Source organism: Paenibacillus sp. AK002 (genome assembly GCF_053903045.1).
In genome coordinates, this window is record NZ_CP096377.1 from 4312046 (window position 1) to 4333758 (window position 21713).

A 21713-nucleotide genomic window follows, 5' to 3' on the forward strand; every position below is an offset into this window, starting at 1 on the left:
GGTTATCCCCCCTTTCTCTCTGTTGTGACTGCCTTCAAGGGTATCGTAACCTCAATGATGGTTCCCTCCCGGTGCACGCTGTATAAACGGAACCGGCCTCCGAGCGATTCGGCCCGCTCTCGCATGCTGGACAGTCCGATGGAATGCCGCGTCAGCTCGTTCCATCGCTGCTTGGTTATCCCGCGCCCTTGATCCTCGATCCGAAGCTCCGCTTCGTCGTTCTGCAAGGATAACGCGATCGTTACTTCCTTCGTATCCGCATGCTTGCTCACATTGTTCAGCGCCTCTTGCCCGATCCTCCATAGTGCCTCTTCCGCAATCCGCGGAAGCTCCCGCACCCCGCTGATATGTGTACGCACGTGAAGCTTCAATCGTTCGCCGTATTGCTTAAGACCTGTCATCAGTCCCTCCTCAAGTCCGGGCGGGCGAAGCTGCATGATCAGTTCCCGCATTTCCTTCAGTGCGCTTTGCGATAATGACTGGATATCGTGGATCGTGTCCTGGAGCAAGCTTTTCTGCTCATGCGGTTCAGCAGCAATCATTCCCCCTACACCTTTGGACATCATCACCAGCGAGAACAGGGTTTGGCTTACCGAGTCGTGCAGGTCCCGGGCCAGGCGATTTCGTTCATCCATCCTTGCGAGCTCCCGCCGGTTCTCCTCCAGACGGATGCGCTGAAGCGTCATGCCGATATGCTCCGCTATGGCCTCGATGACCTCCATGTCCGCCCGATGCTGATCTCCATACTGATCATAGCCCACCAAAAGCAACCCGGTTAAGGAGTCCGAAGCAACCGTAAGCGGCACTGCAACGGCTCGACGAATGGGAGCTATCCATCCTTTCTCAATCAGTTGATCCGCAAGTTGCTGCCCATCCGGATCGCCGACCGGCTCTGCTGAGCGCTTCACTGCATCAGGACCGGTCCAAGCTATGTCGGCTAGCGGAAATTTGGCATGGGGCAGCGTGGTCTGTCCACCGCTGTAAAGCGCACGCAGCGTGATTTCCTGGCCCACCGGTTCAAGCAGCGCCGCAACCGGCCAATCAAAATAACGGCCGAGCAAACTCATCACCTGCTCCGTTAATTCGGCCCGGCTCACCGCTTGGGATGCATAAACGCCTAGCGCGCTGCTATATTCTCCTAGCCGGGAGAACAAATCAGCCCGACGCTGCTCAGCCGCATACAGACGCATGCGCTCAATGGCGCTGCCGATTTGGTAGGCTACCGATTCCAGCAGCGCCAGCTCCTCCTTGGAAAAATGAAGCTTCCCGGGTGCGGCCACATTCAGCACGCCGAACCTGCGGCTGCCGGAACGCAGCGGAACGGTAGCATGATGGGTAATTCCCTCCGTATCGCCCCACTGATAACGAACGGCGTTATCCAGACGTTTGCAATTCAAAATGTTCACGGCATTTTTCAGACGGCCGTCATCGTAGCGCTCCAGGCACCAGCAGCTGCCGCACCTCATAGGTTCGTTATCTTCCCGTCTCAGAGCAGGCGGCAGATTCCGGCCCGCTACGAATTCATGCGTTCTCTTCTCTTCCACCAAGAACAGCCAACCGGTCGTAAGTCCGGTCAGCTCCAGCAGTTTGCCGATAACAACGTCCAGCATGGGGGCTAACTCATTGGATTCGTTCAGCGTTTCGGCAATCGTCTTCAACGTGATTAACTCCTGGATATGCGGGTCGTGAGTGGACATACAAGCAAGCTCCTTCTTTATTTTGCATTCTGAAGTAACTATATTATATAATCCTGTCACGCACCATCCAAATTCCGAATGGAATTCCTGGCCGGTGCAGATCATTCATCCCATGAATTGTGGTAAAAAACAATTAATATTGTTTTATCTCTTGCAAATTTCCACCTACATATGGCTTAATATAGAAGTCGGGCCGACGAAATGAGCTGAAAGGAGGCTGATTGCAATGATTCAGATCCGTGAGGTGGTATTCGCGTAAAGCGAATATCCGTTAAATGGGAGCCCGCCGCGGGCTCCCTATATCTATTTTCAACTCCAATAAATCCAAAATCTAAAAAAACCAATTTCACGAAAGGAGGAGGGCAAGCATGATCAATGCAATTGTTTTGAAACTCAGCGATAGCTTAAATATGTATACAGAAAGAGGAGGGCATCGATGGGCCATTACAAGAACGGAAGAGAAGTGCTTCCCCCCGAGCTGCTGCAGCAAATTCAACAGTATATAGACGGAGAATTACTCTACATACCGAAACAGAGCGAGCAAAGAGCCGGCTGGGGAGAGTTAAGCGGTTCCAAACAACGCATCGAAAGTCGCAATAAAGAAATGTATCGCGCTTACTGCAAAGGACGGTCCATTGAGGAATTGGAACGGACCTACTTCCTGTCTGGAGAAAGCGTGCGCAAGATCATAAGTAAACTTACCCGCGTAGGGACCTGAACCGATGAGGTTTAACGGTCTCCGCACGGATTAACATAGGACTGTTCCCACGGGGTACAGTCCTTTTCATATTGCATGGATGGGTCACGGACCAGCGTCACCGTTTTTAGGGCTGTTTGGCATTTTCACCTCATTTCCCACCTTGCCTTAACCATAGAAAAGGCCCGGCTGCAAACGAGCTGCAGCCGGGCTTGATTGTACCCTAATGTTCTTCCCGCTTCGCCCCGGCTACATCCCATCGATGGCGGAATTTCTCCAGCCTCGGATGCAGATACGGCGGCTCGGACAACAAGATCAGCCTCAGCTTCACGATCCATTCCTCGAAGGAAGAAAACGAAGCAAACACGTTGGCTACCTCCGGAGTCAGGAGAAGAAAATGGGGGCTTCCGTACTTCTCGACCAGATGTCGAAGCGCCGTATCGATCGGCGTGTATTTTTTTCGCTTCGACTCGAACGATTCAATCACGACCGAAGATCTAACGTGCTCCTGAATCCATTCCTGAAGCTGTTTCTCCCGCTTGTAATAAGCGCTCACCGGCTCCTTGAACATCCGCTTCACCGTCTCTTCGTGCAGCGGATACAACACCAACTTTGCGAAGGAGCGTTCCTCAAAGATGGCAGTCGCCTGCTCGAGGGCCACCTGATCCTGCTCAAAAAGATCGTAGAATATCAAGGTGCCTTTCGTTGTCGGCTTCGGGGGCTCGTAGCCGTATGGGACATACTCCAAATTGCGCGGCATGATGGAACTTCACCTCTCTTTACTATGATGACTGGGATGAAAGCTTCGGCGGTACGCGATGCTTGGTGGCCTGCTCGAAGCCGTAGGCTAACTGAATCAGCACCGGCTCGCTGTAAGCCGTCCCGATGAATGTAACGCCCTGAGGACCTTTGGTGTTGTATCCTCCCGGAGCTATGATCCCATTCTCGGCATAACCGCCGGGAACGGTAACCGAAGGATACCCTGCACGGGCAGCCAGATCGGGTCCATATTCATTACCCAGAAACAGCAGCGCGTCCAGCTGATGCTCCCGCAGTACATGGTCAATCCCCATGGCACCCGCCCTTTCCTTGTTCTTCCGCTTGCTCTCCAAATACTCTTTTTCGGTTAACGAACCGCTTGTTTCCTCGGCCCAAATCAGCGTATCCTGTCCATATTTCAGGGCGATGTCGGCGTGTGCCTCATTATAAGCGATAACCTCAGCTAATGAATGAACCGGCAGCGACGGATCTACATTCGCCAAATAATCATTGACGTATTTCTTGAATTCATAGCGAAGGACGTTGGCATCCCATCGGGTGCCCTGGCATGGCAGTTCCACCGGATCGATGATGGTCGCGCCTTGTTCGCGAAGAACATCAATGGCAGATTCTACGATATCTAGTCTATCCCGATCCAGGTGCTTATAGTAGTATCGGGGAATCCCGATTCGTGCCCGCTTCAGATAACCGGCGTCCAGAAACTTCGTGTAATCCTCTACCCTTGCTTCAGCAGCTGTCTTGGTCACCTCGTCCAGGTCATCCGCACCCGCGATCGCGCCAAGCAGAATCGCCGCATCTTCCACCGATCGGGTCATTGGACCTGCCGTATCCTGCGTATGCGTGATGGGAATGATCCCCGTCCGGCTTACCAATCCGATCGTCGGCTTCAAGCCAACCAGACTGTTCTGGCTGGAAGGGCTGATAATCGATCCCGAAGTTTCCGTGCCGATGGCTGCCGCAGCCAAATTCGCCGCCACTGCGGCTCCGGAACCGGAGCTCGAACCTCCGACGAACATTTCGCCGGGACCGTAGGGATTTAAAGTAAGCCCGCGTCTTGACGAGTATCCTGCCCACATGGTCGAGGACATGAAATTCGCCCACTCGGTCATATTGCTCTTGCCCAGAATAACGGCCCCCGCCTCCCGGAGCTTTGCGGCTACAAAGGAATCTTTGGCGGCGTACGAATCGGCCAGCGTAATGGAGCCGGCGCTCGTATGCAGCCGATCCCCGGTGTCGATGTTGTCTTTGAGCAGTATCGGAATCCCGTGCAGCCGTCCCCGCGCTCCCAAGTTTCTGCGCTCCTGATCCAGCTCTTGGGCCATCTGCAGCGCATCCGGGTTCACCTCTAGAATCGAGCGAAGCCATCCATCGTATAACCCGATCCGTTCCAGATACAATTGCACCAGTTCGACCGAAGACACCCAGCCTTCTTCCATGGCATGCTGCATATCGGCTATGGTTGCTTCCACAATCCATATTTTTTTATCCAAGCTCATATATGGTCCCCCTTATTTTTCTGATCTTGCGGCAGGTGTGGGGTTTAACGTTTCATATTTTAGCCTCCAGACGTTTCAAGTCCCTATTCAATTCGGGATTCAGACACGAAACTCCTCCTGGCAGGCAATCGGTCGGCATCTTAACGGCTCTCTCGTCTCCCATGGCGGCTTGCCCCTCCTAACGTAAACTAAACGCAGGAAGCGGACCAAGAAAGACTTCTTGATCCGCTCCGCTTAACTTTTGCATTCGTTTCAAAGCGGTACCACTGTTAACGATACCACTGGGCCTGCTTATTGAACATCTCGGCATAATGGGCTCCCTGCCCGATTAATTCCTCATGTCTTCCCTCTTCAACGATTCTCCCTTCCTTGAGGACGAGAATGCGGTCCGCATGTCTGCAGCTTCCCAATCGGTGCGATATGAAGATGGCGGTTTTGCCTTCGGTCATGGACATTAGGCTCTCGAATATCGTGGATTCCGTAAGCGGGTCTACGGCCGCTGTCGGCTCGTCCAGATAGATCACTTCGAAATCCCGATAGAACGCCCGGGCGATCGCGACCTTCTGCCATTGGCCCTGAGACAGTTCGCGTCCGCCGGAGAAGCGCGTTCCCAACTGGGTTGCTACTCCGTCCGGCAGCGAATCCGCCAGCGATGTCATCGAGGCCTTCTCCATGGCATGATTCAATCGGCGATGGGCTTGCCGGTCATCCGGATCATGCTCACGCAGCGAAATGTTAGCCTCAAGGGTCCATTCATATCGGTAAAAATCCTGGAACACCGCCGTTACTTTGCTGCGGAAGCTGACGGCATCATAATCCTGGATCGGGATGCCGCCATAGCGCACAACGCCATGCGTCGGTTCATACAAGCCTAGCATGATTTTTACGAGCGTGCTCTTCCCCGCACCGTTCTCACCGACAATGGCAACCTTTTCTCCGGGCTTGACGCGAATCGTCAAATCGTCAAGCACGGGCTTATCTTGATTCGGATAGCAAAAGGTAACGCGATCGACTTCGATTCCTTCCCGCAAAGGCGTGGTCATCGGCAGAGCTTTTTCCGGCTGCGGAACCGGCGTATCCAGAAATTCGAACAATTCGTTGATAAACAGACCGTCATGATAGATTTGCCCGATGTTCTGACTGATGTTCTGGATGGAGTATCGCGTGTCCTGGACCGCTTGATAGAGGGCGACATAGCTGCCGATGGTTAGTTTGAGGCGTGAGCCGAGCCAGACGAACACGGCTAAAATGCTAAAAGAACAAATCGTCACCGCCCCTTCCACGATCAGGCGATTCTTCATGTTTTTCCGCTCGACGCCCAGCATTTCATACGTATTTTTGAAATAGATGCCCCGCCATTTGTTCAATAAATAATCTTTGGCATGAAACAGCCGGATTTCCTTGGCCGCTTCCTTCGTCTGCAGCAGTTGGATCATATACGCCGCCATTCGGGACGAAGCCGTCTGCTGATGAATGACCACGAAGCGGGAAGTCCCCTCTTTCTTCTGGATGATCAACAGCGGGACGATCAGAAGCAGCATAACGATTGGCAATATGTAATGAAAGCTGAACAAGAGCACGAGCAAACCCGTCAGAGTGATGAGGTTCTGAATTATCGAGAACATGTAAAACACCATGTTAATTCCGCAGATATTCAGATTGCGAAGAGCACGCTGCAGCTTGTCGTAGCTTTCCGGAGATTCAAAGAATACGAACGGAAGCTTGCTTAACTTCTCCGACACTTGGAGATTAAACCAGTAGGATACATAAGCATTCATCTTTCGCTCGGTATACTTTTGAAGAGATGCCAGCACGAGGCCAATCAGAATGACCGCCATCTGGAGTAACAGCCAATACAATGCTTGGTATGGAGCTTGATCCCGAATCAACACGCCGGTAACGGCGTCTATGACTTGAGCCGTAATATAAATCTGGGCAACGGGCAAAAAGGCCTGCATTAAATAAATCATGGTCGATCTGGTGAACATCCGCGGAGAGACGCGGTACACCTGCTTCATAACCTCGAACATCAGGTTCGCATATTTCATGTTGTATAACCTAGAGCCTCCTTCGTCGCTAAGCCGATTTGTTTAGGGCTGAAGGTTTAGCATGAGGCAGCTGGTTGATCATTTGTTCTAAATGATGCAAATAATTCGTGACGCTTTTGTTGATGACGAGCTGCTCCTCGGATAGGTAGAACGCCAACGGAAACCGGTTCACTTTAAACGAATCGATCATAGCCCGGTCTGCCCACACGACCTGCATATCGGTTAACTCATTGGAAACCGCCATTTCTGAGGCCTCATCCGCATCCTGGGCATACAGGAATAGCGTGACCGAAAGATCCGGATGCGAAGCCATAAACGCTTTGATGGCCCCGTACGTTTCTTTGCAGGCATTGCAATGGTTCATCGTGAACAATAGAATTTTGGGCTTGCCGTCGTACAAATTCACGGTATCGCCGGCCATGCTCGTATAGGCTGTCCGAGGAATCTGCGTGCCAAGCTCGAGCCCTTCCTTCGGAACCGCAGGCTCCTTATGCCCGGTCACGACTGTCTGCGGCTTCAACTTCAACTCCCGAACCTGACGGTACAGTCTGAACATGAAAAAAGCCAAGCTGAATATCAAGCCATACTGAATTACGAGCACGGTCGTAATCAAATTCATGGATATGTTCCCTCCTTCGCCTGTAATGAATCAAGAGTATACGCATTCACTGCCACCAACGAAATAACGGCAATGCCGCCGGCGGACAGCAAGGTAAGAACCGCCTCTTGAGCCGGCATGAGGAAGAGATTCACGGGTTCGGACAAAAGCCAAATTAGCGCATTCAAAAAACCTAAGCATGCAATCTTAACGACCGTATTCATGCCGAGGGCCTCACTAGACCATGAGCCAAAGCAGCTGCATTTGATCTCCTGATTCCGCACAACCCTGGCTTGATAAACGGCGTAGCCGAACCCTGCCAGCAAAATAAAAATCACGATCTGCGCAGCGGCTCTGCTCCAGGAAAACAATAAACCCGCCCCGGCTGCAATCTCAGCGGCGCAGATGAGAACAGGTACAATCCGTATGCGGCCTGCAGGCATCTGCAACCGTTCGATCGTCGTCCTGAAATCCGCTAACGATAACAGTTTCGACACTCCCGAAAACACAAACACCAAGGTCAGAAACAAAAGGCAAAGCGCGCTCATGGACACGGTTCATTCTCCTTCCCGACAACCAGGGGGACCAAGCCCCCATTCGATGACTTTGATATCTTGCTTGGACTGCACCTGACCGTTCTTCTTCGCTGTTCACCCGATCATAATGTAATGGACCCAAAACCATATTCGACCCCTCACTCTTCAACCATAATAGGAAGCCGCATGCTCTTCGTGAAATATAAACAGCGGAACAAGAAGTTCCGCTGTTTATAGGATGAGTTCATGCGTTTACAAAAAAAATTAACAGCCGCAAGTATATCTCTCTTCGGAACCGTTGCCGCAGTCCCATACTTCAAGACGAACGCCGAATTTGTCGCGTCCGCATTGCTCCGTAGTGTTACAGGAAGTATGACGAAGAATGCACATAAATGCTCACCTCCTTTCAAGTCATGAAGTTCATTCATTTATATGAAAGGTGTTGCTATGCAAAAAGCTTCGGAATGTGTTGAACGCTGGCTGCAGGGATCTTCCAATTTCTTAAGCCGAGTCATTTGTAAGCGGGTTCAATTTCTGAGGGGTGTACGTGGTTTATGCTAACTAGCTGGCTAGTAAGATAATTTCAATATACTATAATTATCATTTCTTACAAGGATAATATCTTATAGTTAATAATAGGATTTTATCCCTTATTAAAGAAATTACATAATCCAAAGGGCTGCCCCATGTAGATAATCAGAGCAGCCCTTTGCATACCTATTTAACTGATGATCGTAATGACCGGCGCCGAAATGGTAGGTTGTGTCGTGATGGCGGAGGCCGTATTCGTGAAGCTGGCAATTTCCAATAAAACCGGTATCCCCGCTGGCACATCCGTCGTATCGAGCACCAAGCTGGCGGTCGTTAAAGTCGATAAGGCCTGCTGCTGCAGCATCCCGTTAATATACACATTAAAATATTCAGCGCCTGTCAATGCGGGAAATGCCGTCACGGGTGCTTCGGCATCATCGATGAAACTCGTGGCCGGCATGGTAATCGAGTCTGCACCGATCATCGCTTCGTCGACCAGCGCAAAATAACGGGTTACGGTTGGCGTTACCGTCGTGGTGATCGTGCCCCCCGTAGCAACGGGAACCGATGCGACCGCGGTAATGATAGGTTTGATAACTGGCATCATCTTCACTCCTTTCTTGTCTTAGATAGAAAAAATATGGCTGTGCCACATTATCATTAAATGATAGATTTTGAGATTTGGTTCTGACATTCTCCCAATATTGAAAAAAACAAACAGTGAATGAATCCATGCTCAGGCCAATATATCACCGAAGAAAGGATAAATGTCCACTCGAGTCCTTCCCCCATAACATAAACTAAGTACAGACATTCATCCGGAGGGAGGGGGGATAAGACTGAAAACTCCCGTGATCAAGCGAAAACGAAATCGAATTCTAAAAGCTGCAGAATATCGAAAACGCAGGACCTGCAAGAAGCGAAAATACAAACGAGTTGTGTCAGCAGGCAAACGAAAATGGAGATGCATCCCCAGATCCACTCATCGGACCACCCCCTCAGCTGTCCAGCATAAACGTCAAGTGGGACGCGGTCCGAAAGACTTCTTATCGACACTATTACCTCAATTCCCTCAAGGCGTTCCTGGGAACCCGGGCTTGGCGGGGCCAGCCGGGCTTCAAGGACCCCAGGGCATTCACGGAAGCCCTGGCTCGGAGGGGGCGGCGGGCATTCCCGGACCGGTGGGACCCCAAGGCCCTCAGGGTGTTCCTGGCAACCCTGGCTTGGAGGGGCCGGCGGGCATTCCCGGACCGGTGGGACCCCAAGGCCCTCGGGGCACTCCTGGCACCCAAGGCTTGGAGGGGCCGGCGGGCATTCCCGGACCGGTGGGACCTCAAGGCCCTCAGGGTGTTCCTGGCAACCCTGGCTCGGAGGGGGCGGCGGGCATTCCCGGACCGATGGGGCCCCAAGGCCCTCAGGGCGCTCCTGGCAACCCAGGTATGGAGGGGCCCGCTGGAATCCAGGGACCTACGGGGCCGCAAGGCCCTCAAGGAATCCCCGGAAGCGTAATCGTGCCGGAGATTAACGTGCTGCCGACCACGCTTCGCTATTTTTACGTATTGATGTCCGAGGTTAATCTGGATGATCCCTTCGTCATATCTGCCGGACAATTTACGGATGACGACGGTAACCAGGCATTTCAGAGCATTATGGTAGGTCCGAACAGCTCCTCGACCGTGTATATCAACGGTATGATTCAGGAAGGCCGTATCTACACCATCACTTCGGAGGCACTAACCTTGTATTCTCCCGGCGATGTGCTTCTGGCCGGAACGCCGATCCTGCTGGAGGTGCTGTATCTCACCGTTCAGGTGGTGGCTTGAACGGTGAGCAAAGAACCCGCTGCGGCGGGTAACAAGGTTCACGAAAAAGACATCTGCCGCAAGGGAGATGTCTTTTTCTGCTTCTTAACATGTTACCGAAATAAACGGTCCCATCTCTTTCATCATTTCGATTTCGACTATTCGGCCCGGCTATCGATGACTTCATAATCAAACCAGTCGAACAGCGCAGGGGTTGTTCCGTTGTCGCCGAATGCATACATAGCAATCATTAATCCTGTAAATCCGCCGGCTACTTCCGTCGCAAGCAGATGGGTTTCACCTGATCCCATACTCAGGACCTCCGAGGTGCTTTGCCCCATGGAGAATCGGAAATGCTCCGGCATTGCTTCGATTCGTAACACGACAGGCCCCTCCGGACATCGGCTGGTTTGTTCTACGCTAAGCGACCCCACGGTACGTCTGAATACGATCGTTTTTTCCCCGTTTATAAGCTTTACGGCCAGATCATAATGATACCTTTCATTCATAAAAACGGTTAATCCGGCTTCTTCCCCCTCGTTTGCGGGCTCAAAGTCCAGAGCAGCGGATATATTGCAAGAAAAGTGGCATAATCGTCGCCCGACGAAAGCAGGGGATGCCGCGTCGTTCAAAGATGATGGGTTGCCCCGCAGCACGAGATATCCCGGATGTTCCTGCAGCGACCAGCTCCCTGGTAAGGGGTTGCGCAAAAAGACCCAGTCCAAACCGAGGGAGGCGTGATCGAAGTCGTCTCTGGACGGCTTTTCGGGCCACCTGCATTCCGGCAGCTGAGGACTGTCCATTACCTGCTCGACCCTTCCCTCGAAACCGATGCTCGGCCAACCGTCCGCCGTCCATGTTACCGGAGCCAGATAAGTTTCTCTGCCGAGATGATGGCGCATCGGGTATGAAACCGGCCTGATCCCCAAGAAAACGGCCCACCACGTGCCATCCTGAGCCTGCACCAGATCCGCGTGCCCTGTCGCGTGAATGGGGCTTCTCCTGCTTCGATGGGACAGAATCGGATTGTGGGGACAAGGCTCAAACGGCCCGTAAGGATGTCGGCCTCGCGAGACCGTGACCATATGTCCGTACTCGGTTCCGCCCTCGGCAATCATTAAATAATACAGACCGTCCAATTTGTATAAATGCGGGGCTTCCGGACTGGCTCCCCCGGTTCCTCTCCAGATTAAACGGCTTTCCGTCAGCTTCTTGCCGCTTGCAATATCGATTTCGCATTGATAAATGCCCTCTCCCTCGTCGCCGTAGCAAGCCGTCTGAAAATAGACGCGACCATCGTCGTCAAATAGCAGCGAAGGATCTATGCCTTGCTGGGCGACAGGGATCGGATCAGACCAAGGACCTGCAGGATCCGTGCTTTTGACGTAAAAGTTGCCGATTCCGCTGACGTTGGTTGTCGTCATATAATACCAGCCCTCATGATAGCGAAGGGTCGGGGCATAAATTCCCCCTGAGCTCCCGGCGTTCTTAAGGGACAGTTGTTTTTCCGATGTAAGGCAATGGCCAATTTGCTTCCAATTTACCAAGTCCTTGCTATGAAAGATGGGAACGCCCGGGAAATACTCAAATGTGCTCGTCACCAAATAATAATCTTCGCCAACTCGGCAAATGCTTGGATCCGGATAAAAGCCCGGTAGGATGGGGTTGCTAAACTTCATGAAACAAAACACTCCTCTGCACTTCTTATTTATGTCTAAGAAACAATGGTGAAACCAGATTGGCATAAAAGAGAGGCAGCTTTTGGGCCTGCCCCTCAAATCAAACGGTTCAGTTATTCCACAGCTCAACCCGATCACGAACCAGCTCCGAATATTCCTGCTCCATCTTTTCCGCCCCGGCAGCGTTCAGATCTTGAATGAACTGATCGTAAAGGGCATCGAATTGGGACGGCTCCGCAAGGATGATCTCCGGAATGCGTTTGCGAACAATCTCTTCAACCCGCTTGTAGGTGATTGCAATATTGGAGTCGATCGGCGGGGAAATAAGATATGCCGCACCCCACGGCTTCGTTGGAAATTCCTCCGACTTTGGCCAGAGATCCTTCCACATTTCCGCACCATACGCTTGCAGCGTTTCTTTGGCTGATGGCGTATAATTGGCCTTGATTTGTTCCGGGAAGTTGGTCGTATAATAATTTCCGGTCGAATCCTTCGCGCCGTCGCCATAACGAGGAAACAAGCTGTTATATAATCCAATTCCGCTCTCTTTGGTGAAGCTGGCGTTGTCGTTAACTTTGCGGTCCTGCACGTCCTCCAGAATGACGCGTTTGTCGTCTTTGACATTGTAATGCTCGCCTTCAATGCCCCAGTTCATCAAAATTTGCCCTTCTTCGGAAGCCAGATAATCCAAGAACTTGATGATCCTTACCGGATCCTTCGCGGATGTCGTGATGCCTACTCCCCAGCCTGCTGCATACCCTGCATTCTGGAACGAAGCGTCCTTGGTCGTCTCATCCAATTGGATCGGGAATCTCGCATAGGTACGGTTCTCTTTGCCGGCCGTTCTCAGCGCATTCGTCGGGTTTCCAAACCCCCAATCGGCGTCAATGACGCCAAGAACGCGGCCTGAGGCGATCTTTGCTTCGTACTGGTCCGTCTTCTGAACGAACGTTTCATTGTCCAATATGCCCGTGGCGTTGAGATGATTCAACCAGCGGAAGTATTCCTTGTCCTCCGGACGTCTGTAGTGCAATTTCGCTTCATACGTTTCCGGATCAACATAATACTCCCCATCCCCTGACAAACCGGTAGCAATCACGGCCGCATCCGTTACGGAGATCATGAATCGCCATCCATCCGCATTGAGCGTCAACGGAATCGTTGGCTGACCGTCGATCGCCGGGTGTTTCTCATAATAATCCTTCAGCGCCTTCTCAAAATCCTTGACGGTCTTGATTTCCGGATAACCGAGCTCTTTCAGCACTTCATGCTGGATATGAAAGTTTCCGCCAGCATCCAATTGCTGATGATCCACCGCATTCAGCGTCGGAAGAACATAGATCGACTCATCCTCGTTGCTCCACTTCAGACGGTTCATGTAATCCCCATAGAGCTTTTTCAGGTTCGGTGCATGTTCTTCGATCAAATCGGTAAGGTCGATAAAAGCGCCCGAATCAACGAACAGATTCGCATCGCCTTTAGCGTAAACGAGATCCGGATATTCACCGCTCGCTACCATCAGCGGCAGCTTCTGATTGGAACCGTCAACCGCAAATTCGGCTTGGATCGTAACGCCGGTCGTCTCGGTCAGCTTTTTGCCGACAGCATCCTGCATACTTGCCCAGTTCGCGTTCGAATCGGCGCTGAAATATGTAATTGTAACCGGTTTCAAATCTCCCCCTTCGCTGCCTGCGGAATTGCCGTTGTCACCGCTGCTGCACGCAGCCAGAATAAACGTAACCAGCATCATCATAGCCAAGAGCGGCGATAATCCCTTCCAGTGTTTCATGCCATTACCCCCTGTTCAATATCTTCTTGTCAGTCGCCAGCAGAACATTTTTTCAAGGCTTTTTTGTATGAATGGTTTAGAGCGACTCACTTTCAGATCCTATTATATCTTCTAGTTTTGTCCTTATTCCTTGATCTTAGAGCCTGAATATAGCATGATAAGGACATCAAGACACTGCATAATATATTTGGGAGGGTAGTCGAATGAGAAGCGTACACTTGGATTGGTTTACGACGGATGAGCATTTTAAGTTCTTTATCCAATATGGCGGACACGAAGAGGACATGTACGTACATCACCATGTTGATTTCTCCGAACTCGTTATCGTTTTGCATGGTCATGCCACCCATATCGTCAACACAGAGGAATCGTTTATCAAGAAGGGGGACGTCTTTGTCATTAACGGCACAACCTCCCATGGATATAAAGACCCGCATGAGTTTCGTATTTGCAACATCATGTATAAGCCCGAGATGCTGGAATCGGCAGGTCCTGAGTTCAAAAGATCGAACGGGTATCAGGCGCTTTTCGTTCTAGAACCGTATTACCGCAATATCAACCATGCCTTGAGCAAGATGAGCCTGCCGATCTCAAGTCTGGATTACATATCGTCCGTTGTTGACTTCATGATTGAGGAATACGCGAACAAGCTGCAGGGCTACCAGACCATCCTGCGTTCGCGATTTATGGAGCTCGTCGTCCAGCTGTCACGGCAATATGAAAAGCAAGAGCGTCACGGAGCCCAAATTAATCTGATGCATTTGGCGAAAGCCATTTCCTTTATGGAGGATAACTATTTGCAGCCTATTTCCCGTGAAGAAATTGCGGCCAAATCCAATATATCCGTCAGGCATTTGAATCGGATATTCCAATCCTATTACCAAACAACGCCTTTCGCCTATCTTCTGCAGCTCCGCTTGGAGCATGCATGCAGGCTGTTAAAGACGACACCCCTTCCGATTTCGGACATTTCTTATCAGAGCGGATTCAATGACAGCAATTATTTTACCCGACAGTTCTCGAAGGTGTATGGCCTATCTCCTAAAGTGTACCGAAAGCGCAGGTAAGACTTTGCAAGGCGCGAGAAATACCGTCCGCCACAAATCCGTGAGTTTCAATGCAGCCTTAGATCCTGCAGCAGAAGCAAACTGTTCGAAAAAATCATCCTACTTTTAAATTTGGATCATCGATCGGATGAAAGCTCAAGTCATCCTCTTTTCCTTGTCCGACGGCGAGATCGCGGATGTGAACTACTTCTCGCAAGCCCATGGCTCTTTTGCGGAATCCAAACTTTATCCAGGCTTACAGGTTTCAATGCAAGATTTGTTTGCGTGACTACTATACATTAGGAAACAACCGCCTATTGGCCACCTGCTTTGCAGCTTCAATGAGCATTTTCCATCGTATAATTGTCTTCTTCCGCCCATTCATGAAACCAATCCTCTTCTGTCGGCGTACTAAAAGAAAGCACCCACGCTGGTAATCGATCGTATGCTTCTTAGTACTGCAATCCAAATCAGCATCAGGTGAAAGGTGTCTTTATTCGTAAACGCTATATAAAAATTATTTGAAAGAAGGAATATCATATGATTATGACAACAACATCTACCATTGAAGGTTACCCGGTTAAAAGGTATATCGGCATTGTGAACGGCGAAGTTATTATGGGCGCTAATGTAGTGAGGGACTTTATGGCCTCCATTACCGATTTTGTTGGTGGGCGCTCGGGTGCCTACGAGAACAAGCTGCAGGAAGCAAGGGATGTAGCGTTTGCCGAGATGAAAGACAAGGCTGAGCGAATGGGGGCCAACGCTATCGTAGCGGTGGACATCGACTATGAGGTCATTCGTGAGGGAATGCTGATGGTGGCCGTCAGCGGAACAGCTGTGGTGGTATAACCGATACAGTGACGAACGACGCCAATCAGCCAGTTATCGTCTTATTGCAGTTTGAAGAAGCCACGACCAGTCAGACCGATTACGGTCTGACTGGCGCTGTTTTCTCCACCAACCATTGGCATGAAACCGACCCGTCCATTTCCTTCTGAGTAAATCTCCGTTTTCAACCGCCTATGCGGATTTAGTTTTTCGGCTGCGCCTCAAACCACTTCAAGAAAGCTTCAGCAATCACCGCTCCTGCTAGGCCGTTCGGATGCGGATCATCCGAAGAACTCATATATTTCGGCTCGATCCGATGTTCCTCGGGAGCAGGACGGGACAGAATATCTGCGATATCGAACACGGCGTCCACGCCTTCCGGAGGACGGGTGCGAATCGATTCGTTGACGGTACGCCATACTGCTTCCCTGTCTTCCATAAAATTGAACGGGGGTACTGTAAAGAGAATGATCCGAGCTTTTGTTCCGTCCTCCCTCTGTTTCAAACGCCTTACAATCGATGATAAATCATCCAGCAGTTCCCGGGAGCTTCTCGCTCCGATATCGATATCGTTTACCCCAAGCGCTATGGCAACAATATCTCCTTCGGCTGCCTTCGCGAGCCACGGACCGTCTGCCGATGCATCATATGCCCTTGCCCAGCCGGAACCGATATTCCATACGCTGTAGTCCTGCCCGAGGCCATCCGCAATGCGGGACACCCAGTATTGGTAACCGTCTTTCGCAGTTCTTACGCCTTGTGTAATAGAGTCACCTTGGAAGATCATCCGCTGCTTGACCGTTCTGGCATACCCGGCGAAAGCAGGCATGACCAAGCGGCTCGCTGCCGGCACGAACGCTGCTCCAAACTCGTCATCCGCCTTATTCCCTTCAGCTTCATAAGCCGTTACAAGCAGCCCCTCCGTATTGTATGGCACCGTTTTACCTGATGAAAGCGTCGTTATGGTCCAAGTGAACGCCAAATCATGTCCCTTGGGCAGTTCGATCTGCAACGGATCGCTCCAAAACGTCTCGCCGGGAGCTACCGCTTTACCCGGATTCCCGTCAAACATAACCTGCACGCTTGTCCCAGGCACAACCTGCCCATTCCGGCCGGTGCCGCCATCGGCAGCATAAGCCGCTTCAATCCGCCACGCTCCCCCTGGCATACTCCCTTTGGCCAACGAGCCCACATCCCACGTGGAATCTACCGAGTTGCTGTGCCAGAATCTCAGCTCAAGCTGCCCGGACTCTCTCGGTTTGATATAGGTACGATAGGTACGCGTCATTACATTGTCTTGCTCCATAATATAATTGGTTGCCGTTGATACGACCGATAACGATGCGTATGTTCCTCTCACAATATCTCACCTTCATTTTTATGATGGTATGTATTTGCCAGAATCATCTGGGCGTCTTACTTTCCCGCTTGTTCAATCTGGCCTAATGCTCATTGTAGATCAATCCGGCGGTGTTGTGTTCATTTTTTACACAGATGATGAAAACCACTTAGACCATTGGAAACCGAAAAAAAAGACCGCCGCAGCGATCTCTTCTCTAACTATTGCACCAGGCAGCCTAAACGACTACGCCTTTTTTAAGGATAACATTGGCATACAGCGCTTGTTCGCCCGTCGACACGATGGCATACGCATTCTTGGCGCGTTCATAGAACGAGAAACGCTCCATCTCATCGAATTCAACGGGAACGGCGTGAAACTCCTTCACAATCTGGCGGTAATCCTCCCAGATCGGCGTTTCCACGCTATCTCCGGGAGTGACGGCCATCAGGGCTACCGGGGATTCAACGTACGTATCCAGCGGAAATAACGGCAATATGGCGTTTAATAACGCAGGGATTCCGTGTCCGTCTGCCCGGACCAACCGCCGGGCGTGACTGGCTGAAGGGAAATTGGCGTCGCCGAGAACGATTTCATCCGCGTGCCCCATCTCCATAAGTATTTTCAGCAGCTCAGGCGAGAGCAAATGAGATATGCCTTTTAGCATGGAACGACATCCTTCTTTATCAGATTTTGAAGCAAGATGAGAATCTGAGCCAGGGAGCTGTCAGTCCCTGAACGCTTTTATGATCACGGCTGTGCCTGCTGCTGCCCGATCAAGGACTTGTAACGCAGGAACGCTGCCTCCCAATCCTCACGGGATTCGGGTTGATACCAGGCCAGCGGAAAAGACCGCTTCACGAGCTCGACTCCCTCTTCCCTGCTGCGCAGCGTGCCATTGGCCACAAATTGAACCAGCATGTTCCCGATGGCGCTGGCTTCGACCGGACCGGCCCACACCGTACGGCCCATGGCATTCGCCGTATACCGGCATAACAGCTCGTTCTGAATGCCGCCGCCAACCATATGAAGCCCATCGTACGACTGCCCTGTCAGGACTTCCATCCGTTCAAGCACTTCCCGGTATCTTAGGGCCAGGCTTTGCAGTATGCACTGGACATAATCACCGGCGCTTTGCGGAACGGGCTGCCCGGTCTCCCGGCAATAATCCCGAATTTCAGCCGTCATATCGGCCGGATTCATGAAGCGCAGATCATCGGGATGGATGAGGCTGCGGAAAGGCTCCGCGTCCTCCGCGAGCTCAACCAGCTCTGCATAAGAATACTTCAGTCCCTGATTTTCCCACTGCCGCTTGCACTCCTGAAGAATCCAGAGGCCCATGATATTCTTCAGCAATTGAAAGGACTGATAAGCCCCGCCCTCATTGGAGAAGTCTTCTTCCAGCACGTCCGGGTGAACGAGCGGCTCCGGCAGCTCGGTTCCGAGAAGCGACCAGGTCCCGCATACGAGATAAGCAAACCGGGCGGCATTCGCCGGAACGGCCACCACGGCGGATTCCGTATCGTGCGACGCCACGGCAATCGCTTCGATCGCCGGAACGCCAAGCTCTTGCGCTACGGCATCCTGCAGCCTGCCAATCACGCTTCCCGGCTGTACGGGTTCAAGGAACAAGGACGAGAGAAGTCCCAGCTCATCCATTAACCGCTCATTCCACTTGCCTTTCGTAACATGATACAGCTGGGTCGTGGTTGCCATGGTGAACTCGCATGCTTGAACCCCTGTAAGAAAATAGTTCAGAAGATCCGGCGTGAGCAGGAACTTGTCCGCGATATCCAGCATCGGCGACTTCGCCTTAAGCATCGCATTCAACTGGAAGATGGTGTTAAACGGCATGAATTGCAGGCCGCTTTCTTGAAACAGCCGCTCTCTGCCAACCTGCTTGCAGGTTTCCTCCACCATCCCTTCCGTCCGGAGGTCCCGGTAATGATAAGGCACTCCGATGAGCTCCCCGTTGCGGTCAATCAGTCCATAATCGACGCCCCACGAATCGATGCCATAGCTGACCGGTCGATAACCGTCCTGAAACGCTTTACGGATGCCGTGCTTGACCTCCTGGAGCAGCATCGGGAAGTTCCAGTGCAGATGATCTCCCATCTGAACAGGAGTATTGGCAAAACGATGAATCTCCGTGATCTTCAGTATGCCGGGGGAGTCATGATCAGAAGCGGTGATTTCGCCCAGCAGCGCCCGGCCGCTGCTGGCCCCCAAGTCAAACGCAAGCACCGCAGATGAATTGCTCATACGCCGCATCCTTTCTCACCTTTAGTACGATACCGATTCAAATTCCAACTATCCGAGATCCGAGCCTTAACTCGACATTTATTTCATTTTCTGCAGAAGCTGAATCCGATAATCCTCGCTCTCCAGAGCAGCAATATCGTCTACTTCCTGATCTGTCAGCGGCACCGGCGTGCCGGCCGCCTTGGCGCTCAGATAAATTTTGGCGCTCTCTTCAACCACTTGGGTCCGGTAATACGCTTCGCGCAGATTCCGGCCGGTTGTGACCAGTCCATGATTACCCAGCAGTATGGAGCTGGCCGTGGTCACTTTCTCCGCTACGGCATCTGCTAACAAATCCGTCGTTGGTATGATGTACGGGATATAAGCCGTACGGCCGACCAATGCCGCCTGATCGGGGAACATCACCGGCAGCTCCTGTTCCACCAGCGTAAAGGCAATGCAATGGGACGGATGCGTATGCACCATGGCCCCGATGTCAGGGTTGCTGCGGTATCCGTACAGGTGCATCAGCACTTCGGAGGAAGGCCGCAGACCAATATCGGTAATATCGCCCGTCGGGATATCCACTTCGATCCATTGCTCCGGCTCGATCTCCTCCAGCGCAAAACCGCTCGGGGACAAATACATTTTGTCCCCTGCCCTGGCGCTGATGTTCCCTCCAGGCCCTACAACGAGTCCGTTGTCGACGATTTTTTTGGCATACTTGCAGAGCTCGTTTCTCGTTTCTACATTCAGCATGATTCGCTCTCCTCTCGAATGACCTTATTTATATAGAGGACCGAAGTTCTGGCAAGCGCGGAAATCGGCGCTTTCCGGATCGGACGTTCCAAACATGCCCCATGCACGCGGACGGAACACCTCATTAGCGGGCACATTATGCATGTTGACCGGAATTCGCAGCACCGAAGCCAGGGTGATAAGATCTGCTCCGATATGTCCGTAACTGATCACGCCGTGATTGGCTCCCCACTGGTTCATGACCTCATAAACGCTGGAGAAGGCTCCCTCTCCCGTGAGGTTCGGTACGAACCAGGTCGTTGGCCATGTCGGGTCTGTACGCTTATCGAGCGTATCGTGCACCTCCGACGGCAGATCCACGGAATAGCCTTCGGCGATTTGCAGGACGGGACCAAGCCCTTTCACCAGGTTAAGGCGGAACATCGTCATCGGCATGCCGCCGCGCGTCAGGTAGTCGGTCGAGTAACCGCCGCCACGGAAATACTCCAGGTTAGCCGGTCTCCACTGCGTGGCCTTGAGCGTGCGGTCAACCTCTTCATCCGTGATATCCCAGAACGGTTTCATGGCCGGCTTGCCGTCAAGCTCCTGCTCGCCCGTTCCGTCCAGTGCGGCCGAACCGGAATTGATCAAATGCAGGATGCCGTTTTCCGCTTTGCCCTCAAGCTTATAGCCGGTAACCCGTTCTACCGAAGCCGGACTCCAGTACGTCCGCACATCCGCGAAAATCTGTGCCGTATTGGTTAACAGGTATCCGAACAGCATGCCGACTCCGTTCAGGCTGTCATTCTCCGTTGCCACGATATACGGCGAACGTCTGCCGTTCCAATCGAAGGAGGAGTTGAGGATGGTCTCCAGAAAATCTCCGTTCGGGGAGTGATCCGTCCATTGGCGCTGCCCCTGGAAGCCGGAAGCGATCGCGCTGTGGCCTTGGGCTTCCTCTTCGAAACCAAGCTCCTTCAATCGCGGATTGCCGATCATCAAATCACGGGTGATCAGCGTCATTTTGACGACGGTTTCCCATTCGAGATCCTTGCGCTCCCGGCTGTTCTGCAGATGATCCGGATTGTTATCCGGTCCTTCCGTACAATTCTCCTTCACCCAAGCAAGCGCCTTTTCATACTCTTCAGGATCATAGATCCCTTCCTCCAAACGGCGCGTAAACTCGCTCATATCCACATATTCATTCCGCATGCCCAGATATTCCTGGAAGAAGCTGTCGTCCACGATCGAACCGGCGATGCCCATCGACACGGAGCCCATGGACAAATACGATTGTCCGCGCATATAGGCCGCAGCCAGCCCGCTCCGCGCAAAACGCAGGAGCTTCTCTTGAACGTCATCCGGAATGCGGGTATCCCCTTCATCCTGAACGTCTTCGCCATAGATGCCGAATGCGGGAAGTCCCTTCTGCGCATGGGCCGACAAGACGGCTGCCAAATACACCGCGCCCGGACGCCCTGTTCCGTTGAAGCCCCATACCGCCTTCGGACGCGAAGGATCCGCATCCATCGTTTCCGTTCCGTAACACCAGCAAGGCGTAACGGTTATCGTCAGGCCGACCTCGGCATTCTTGAACTTCTTGGCCGCTGCGGTCGCTTCGGCAACGCCGCCGATGCAAGTATCCGCAATCACGCATTCAACCGGTTCGCCATTCGGATATTTAAGCTCTTTCGTCAGCATCTCGGCGACGGCCTTGGCCAGATTCATGGTTTGTTCCTCAAGGGATTCCCTTACTCCTCTCCTTCTGCCATCTATCGTAGGGCGAATGCCGATTTTCGGAAATCCGTCCCGCCATCTGTAATCGTTTTCAATTGTCATGTATGTCACGCCTCCCTATAAGGATT

Annotated in this window: 18 protein-coding genes; 4 read left to right on the top strand and 14 right to left on the bottom strand. The window is 52.1% G+C overall.

Going from position 1 to position 21713, the window contains the following annotated elements; all coding sequences use genetic code 11:
* Window positions 1-2: 2 nt before the first annotated feature.
* The gene (locus M1D70_RS19005) at window positions 3-1697 is read right to left on the bottom strand and encodes a GAF domain-containing sensor histidine kinase (RefSeq protein WP_456287669.1); all 1695 of its coding nucleotides are present in this window, start codon (window positions 1695-1697) and stop codon (window positions 3-5) included.
* Window positions 1698-2133: 436 nt separating this feature from the next.
* On the opposite strand from M1D70_RS19005, the gene M1D70_RS19010 reads away from it, so the two are divergent.
* Window positions 2134-2415, top strand: a complete 282-nt coding sequence (locus tag M1D70_RS19010; protein WP_006211013.1) for a CD3324 family protein — start codon at window positions 2134-2136, stop codon at window positions 2413-2415.
* 202 nt (window positions 2416-2617) lie between these two features.
* Here M1D70_RS19010 and M1D70_RS19015 read toward each other — a convergent pair whose 3' ends face one another.
* From M1D70_RS19015 to M1D70_RS19040, 6 genes are all read right to left on the bottom strand, one after another.
* A complete protein-coding gene (locus M1D70_RS19015; protein WP_009594684.1) occupies window positions 2618-3154 on the bottom strand; it encodes a hypothetical protein in 537 nt (178 codons plus the stop codon).
* 22 nt (window positions 3155-3176) lie between these two features.
* Complete coding sequence (locus M1D70_RS19020; protein WP_456287670.1) at window positions 3177-4670, bottom strand: amidase family protein; 1494 nt, start codon at window positions 4668-4670, stop codon at window positions 3177-3179.
* A 269-nt stretch (window positions 4671-4939) separates the two neighbouring features.
* Complete coding sequence (locus tag M1D70_RS19025) at window positions 4940-6718, bottom strand: ABC transporter ATP-binding protein (protein ID WP_456287671.1); 1779 nt, start codon at window positions 6716-6718, stop codon at window positions 4940-4942.
* A 28-nt stretch (window positions 6719-6746) separates the two neighbouring features.
* Window positions 6747-7337, bottom strand: coding sequence for a hypothetical protein (locus M1D70_RS19030; protein WP_009594682.1), 591 nt, complete (start codon window positions 7335-7337; stop codon window positions 6747-6749).
* A complete protein-coding gene (locus M1D70_RS19035) occupies window positions 7334-7864 on the bottom strand; it encodes a MauE/DoxX family redox-associated membrane protein (protein ID WP_456290465.1) in 531 nt (176 codons plus the stop codon). The genes M1D70_RS19030 and M1D70_RS19035 overlap by 4 nt, the downstream gene beginning before the upstream one ends.
* Window positions 7865-8573: 709 nt before the next feature.
* Window positions 8574-8987: a DUF4183 domain-containing protein gene (locus M1D70_RS19040; RefSeq protein ID WP_036673604.1), complete on the bottom strand. Its 414-nt coding sequence runs from the start codon at window positions 8985-8987 to the stop codon at window positions 8574-8576.
* Window positions 8988-9480: 493 nt separating this feature from the next.
* Between M1D70_RS19040 and M1D70_RS19045 the strand changes: the two genes are divergently transcribed.
* Entirely contained in the window at window positions 9481-10206 is a 726-nt protein-coding gene (locus M1D70_RS19045) for a DUF4183 domain-containing protein (RefSeq protein WP_456287672.1), read from the top strand.
* A 137-nt stretch (window positions 10207-10343) separates the two neighbouring features.
* Here M1D70_RS19045 and M1D70_RS19050 read toward each other — a convergent pair whose 3' ends face one another.
* Both M1D70_RS19050 and M1D70_RS19055 read right to left on the bottom strand, forming a co-directional pair.
* Window positions 10344-11864, bottom strand: a complete 1521-nt coding sequence (locus M1D70_RS19050) for a glycoside hydrolase family 43 protein (protein ID WP_456287673.1) — start codon at window positions 11862-11864, stop codon at window positions 10344-10346.
* Window positions 11865-11973: 109 nt separating this feature from the next.
* A complete protein-coding gene (locus M1D70_RS19055) occupies window positions 11974-13653 on the bottom strand; it encodes an ABC transporter substrate-binding protein (protein ID WP_456287674.1) in 1680 nt (559 codons plus the stop codon).
* A 203-nt stretch (window positions 13654-13856) separates the two neighbouring features.
* Between M1D70_RS19055 and M1D70_RS19060 the strand changes: the two genes are divergently transcribed.
* Both M1D70_RS19060 and M1D70_RS19065 read left to right on the top strand, forming a co-directional pair.
* Window positions 13857-14720 (top strand): helix-turn-helix domain-containing protein, encoded by an 864-nt coding sequence (locus M1D70_RS19060; protein ID WP_456287675.1) that lies wholly within the window; start codon window positions 13857-13859, stop codon window positions 14718-14720.
* Window positions 14721-15239: 519 nt separating this feature from the next.
* Window positions 15240-15551, top strand: a complete 312-nt coding sequence (locus M1D70_RS19065; protein WP_053492862.1) for a YbjQ family protein — start codon at window positions 15240-15242, stop codon at window positions 15549-15551.
* 181 nt (window positions 15552-15732) lie between these two features.
* Here M1D70_RS19065 and M1D70_RS19070 read toward each other — a convergent pair whose 3' ends face one another.
* The 5 genes from M1D70_RS19070 to M1D70_RS19090 all read right to left on the bottom strand — a co-directional run bounded on the left by M1D70_RS19070 (window position 15733) and on the right by M1D70_RS19090 (window position 21687).
* Entirely contained in the window at window positions 15733-16890 is a 1158-nt protein-coding gene (locus M1D70_RS19070; protein WP_456287676.1) for an SGNH/GDSL hydrolase family protein, read from the bottom strand.
* A 217-nt stretch (window positions 16891-17107) separates the two neighbouring features.
* Window positions 17108-17536 (bottom strand): L-fucose mutarotase, encoded by a 429-nt coding sequence (gene fucU / locus M1D70_RS19075; protein ID WP_456287677.1) that lies wholly within the window; start codon window positions 17534-17536, stop codon window positions 17108-17110.
* 83 nt (window positions 17537-17619) lie between these two features.
* A complete protein-coding gene (locus tag M1D70_RS19080; RefSeq protein WP_456287678.1) occupies window positions 17620-19131 on the bottom strand; it encodes a rhamnulokinase in 1512 nt (503 codons plus the stop codon).
* 78 nt (window positions 19132-19209) lie between these two features.
* Window positions 19210-19869 carry a class II aldolase/adducin family protein gene (locus M1D70_RS19085; RefSeq protein WP_009592074.1) on the bottom strand — a complete coding sequence of 220 codons (660 nt, stop codon included), beginning with the start codon at window positions 19867-19869 and terminating at the stop codon, window positions 19210-19212.
* A gap of 24 nt (window positions 19870-19893) precedes the next feature.
* Window positions 19894-21687, bottom strand: a complete 1794-nt coding sequence (locus M1D70_RS19090) for an L-fucose isomerase (protein WP_009592101.1) — start codon at window positions 21685-21687, stop codon at window positions 19894-19896.
* Window positions 21688-21713 lie beyond the last annotated feature (26 nt).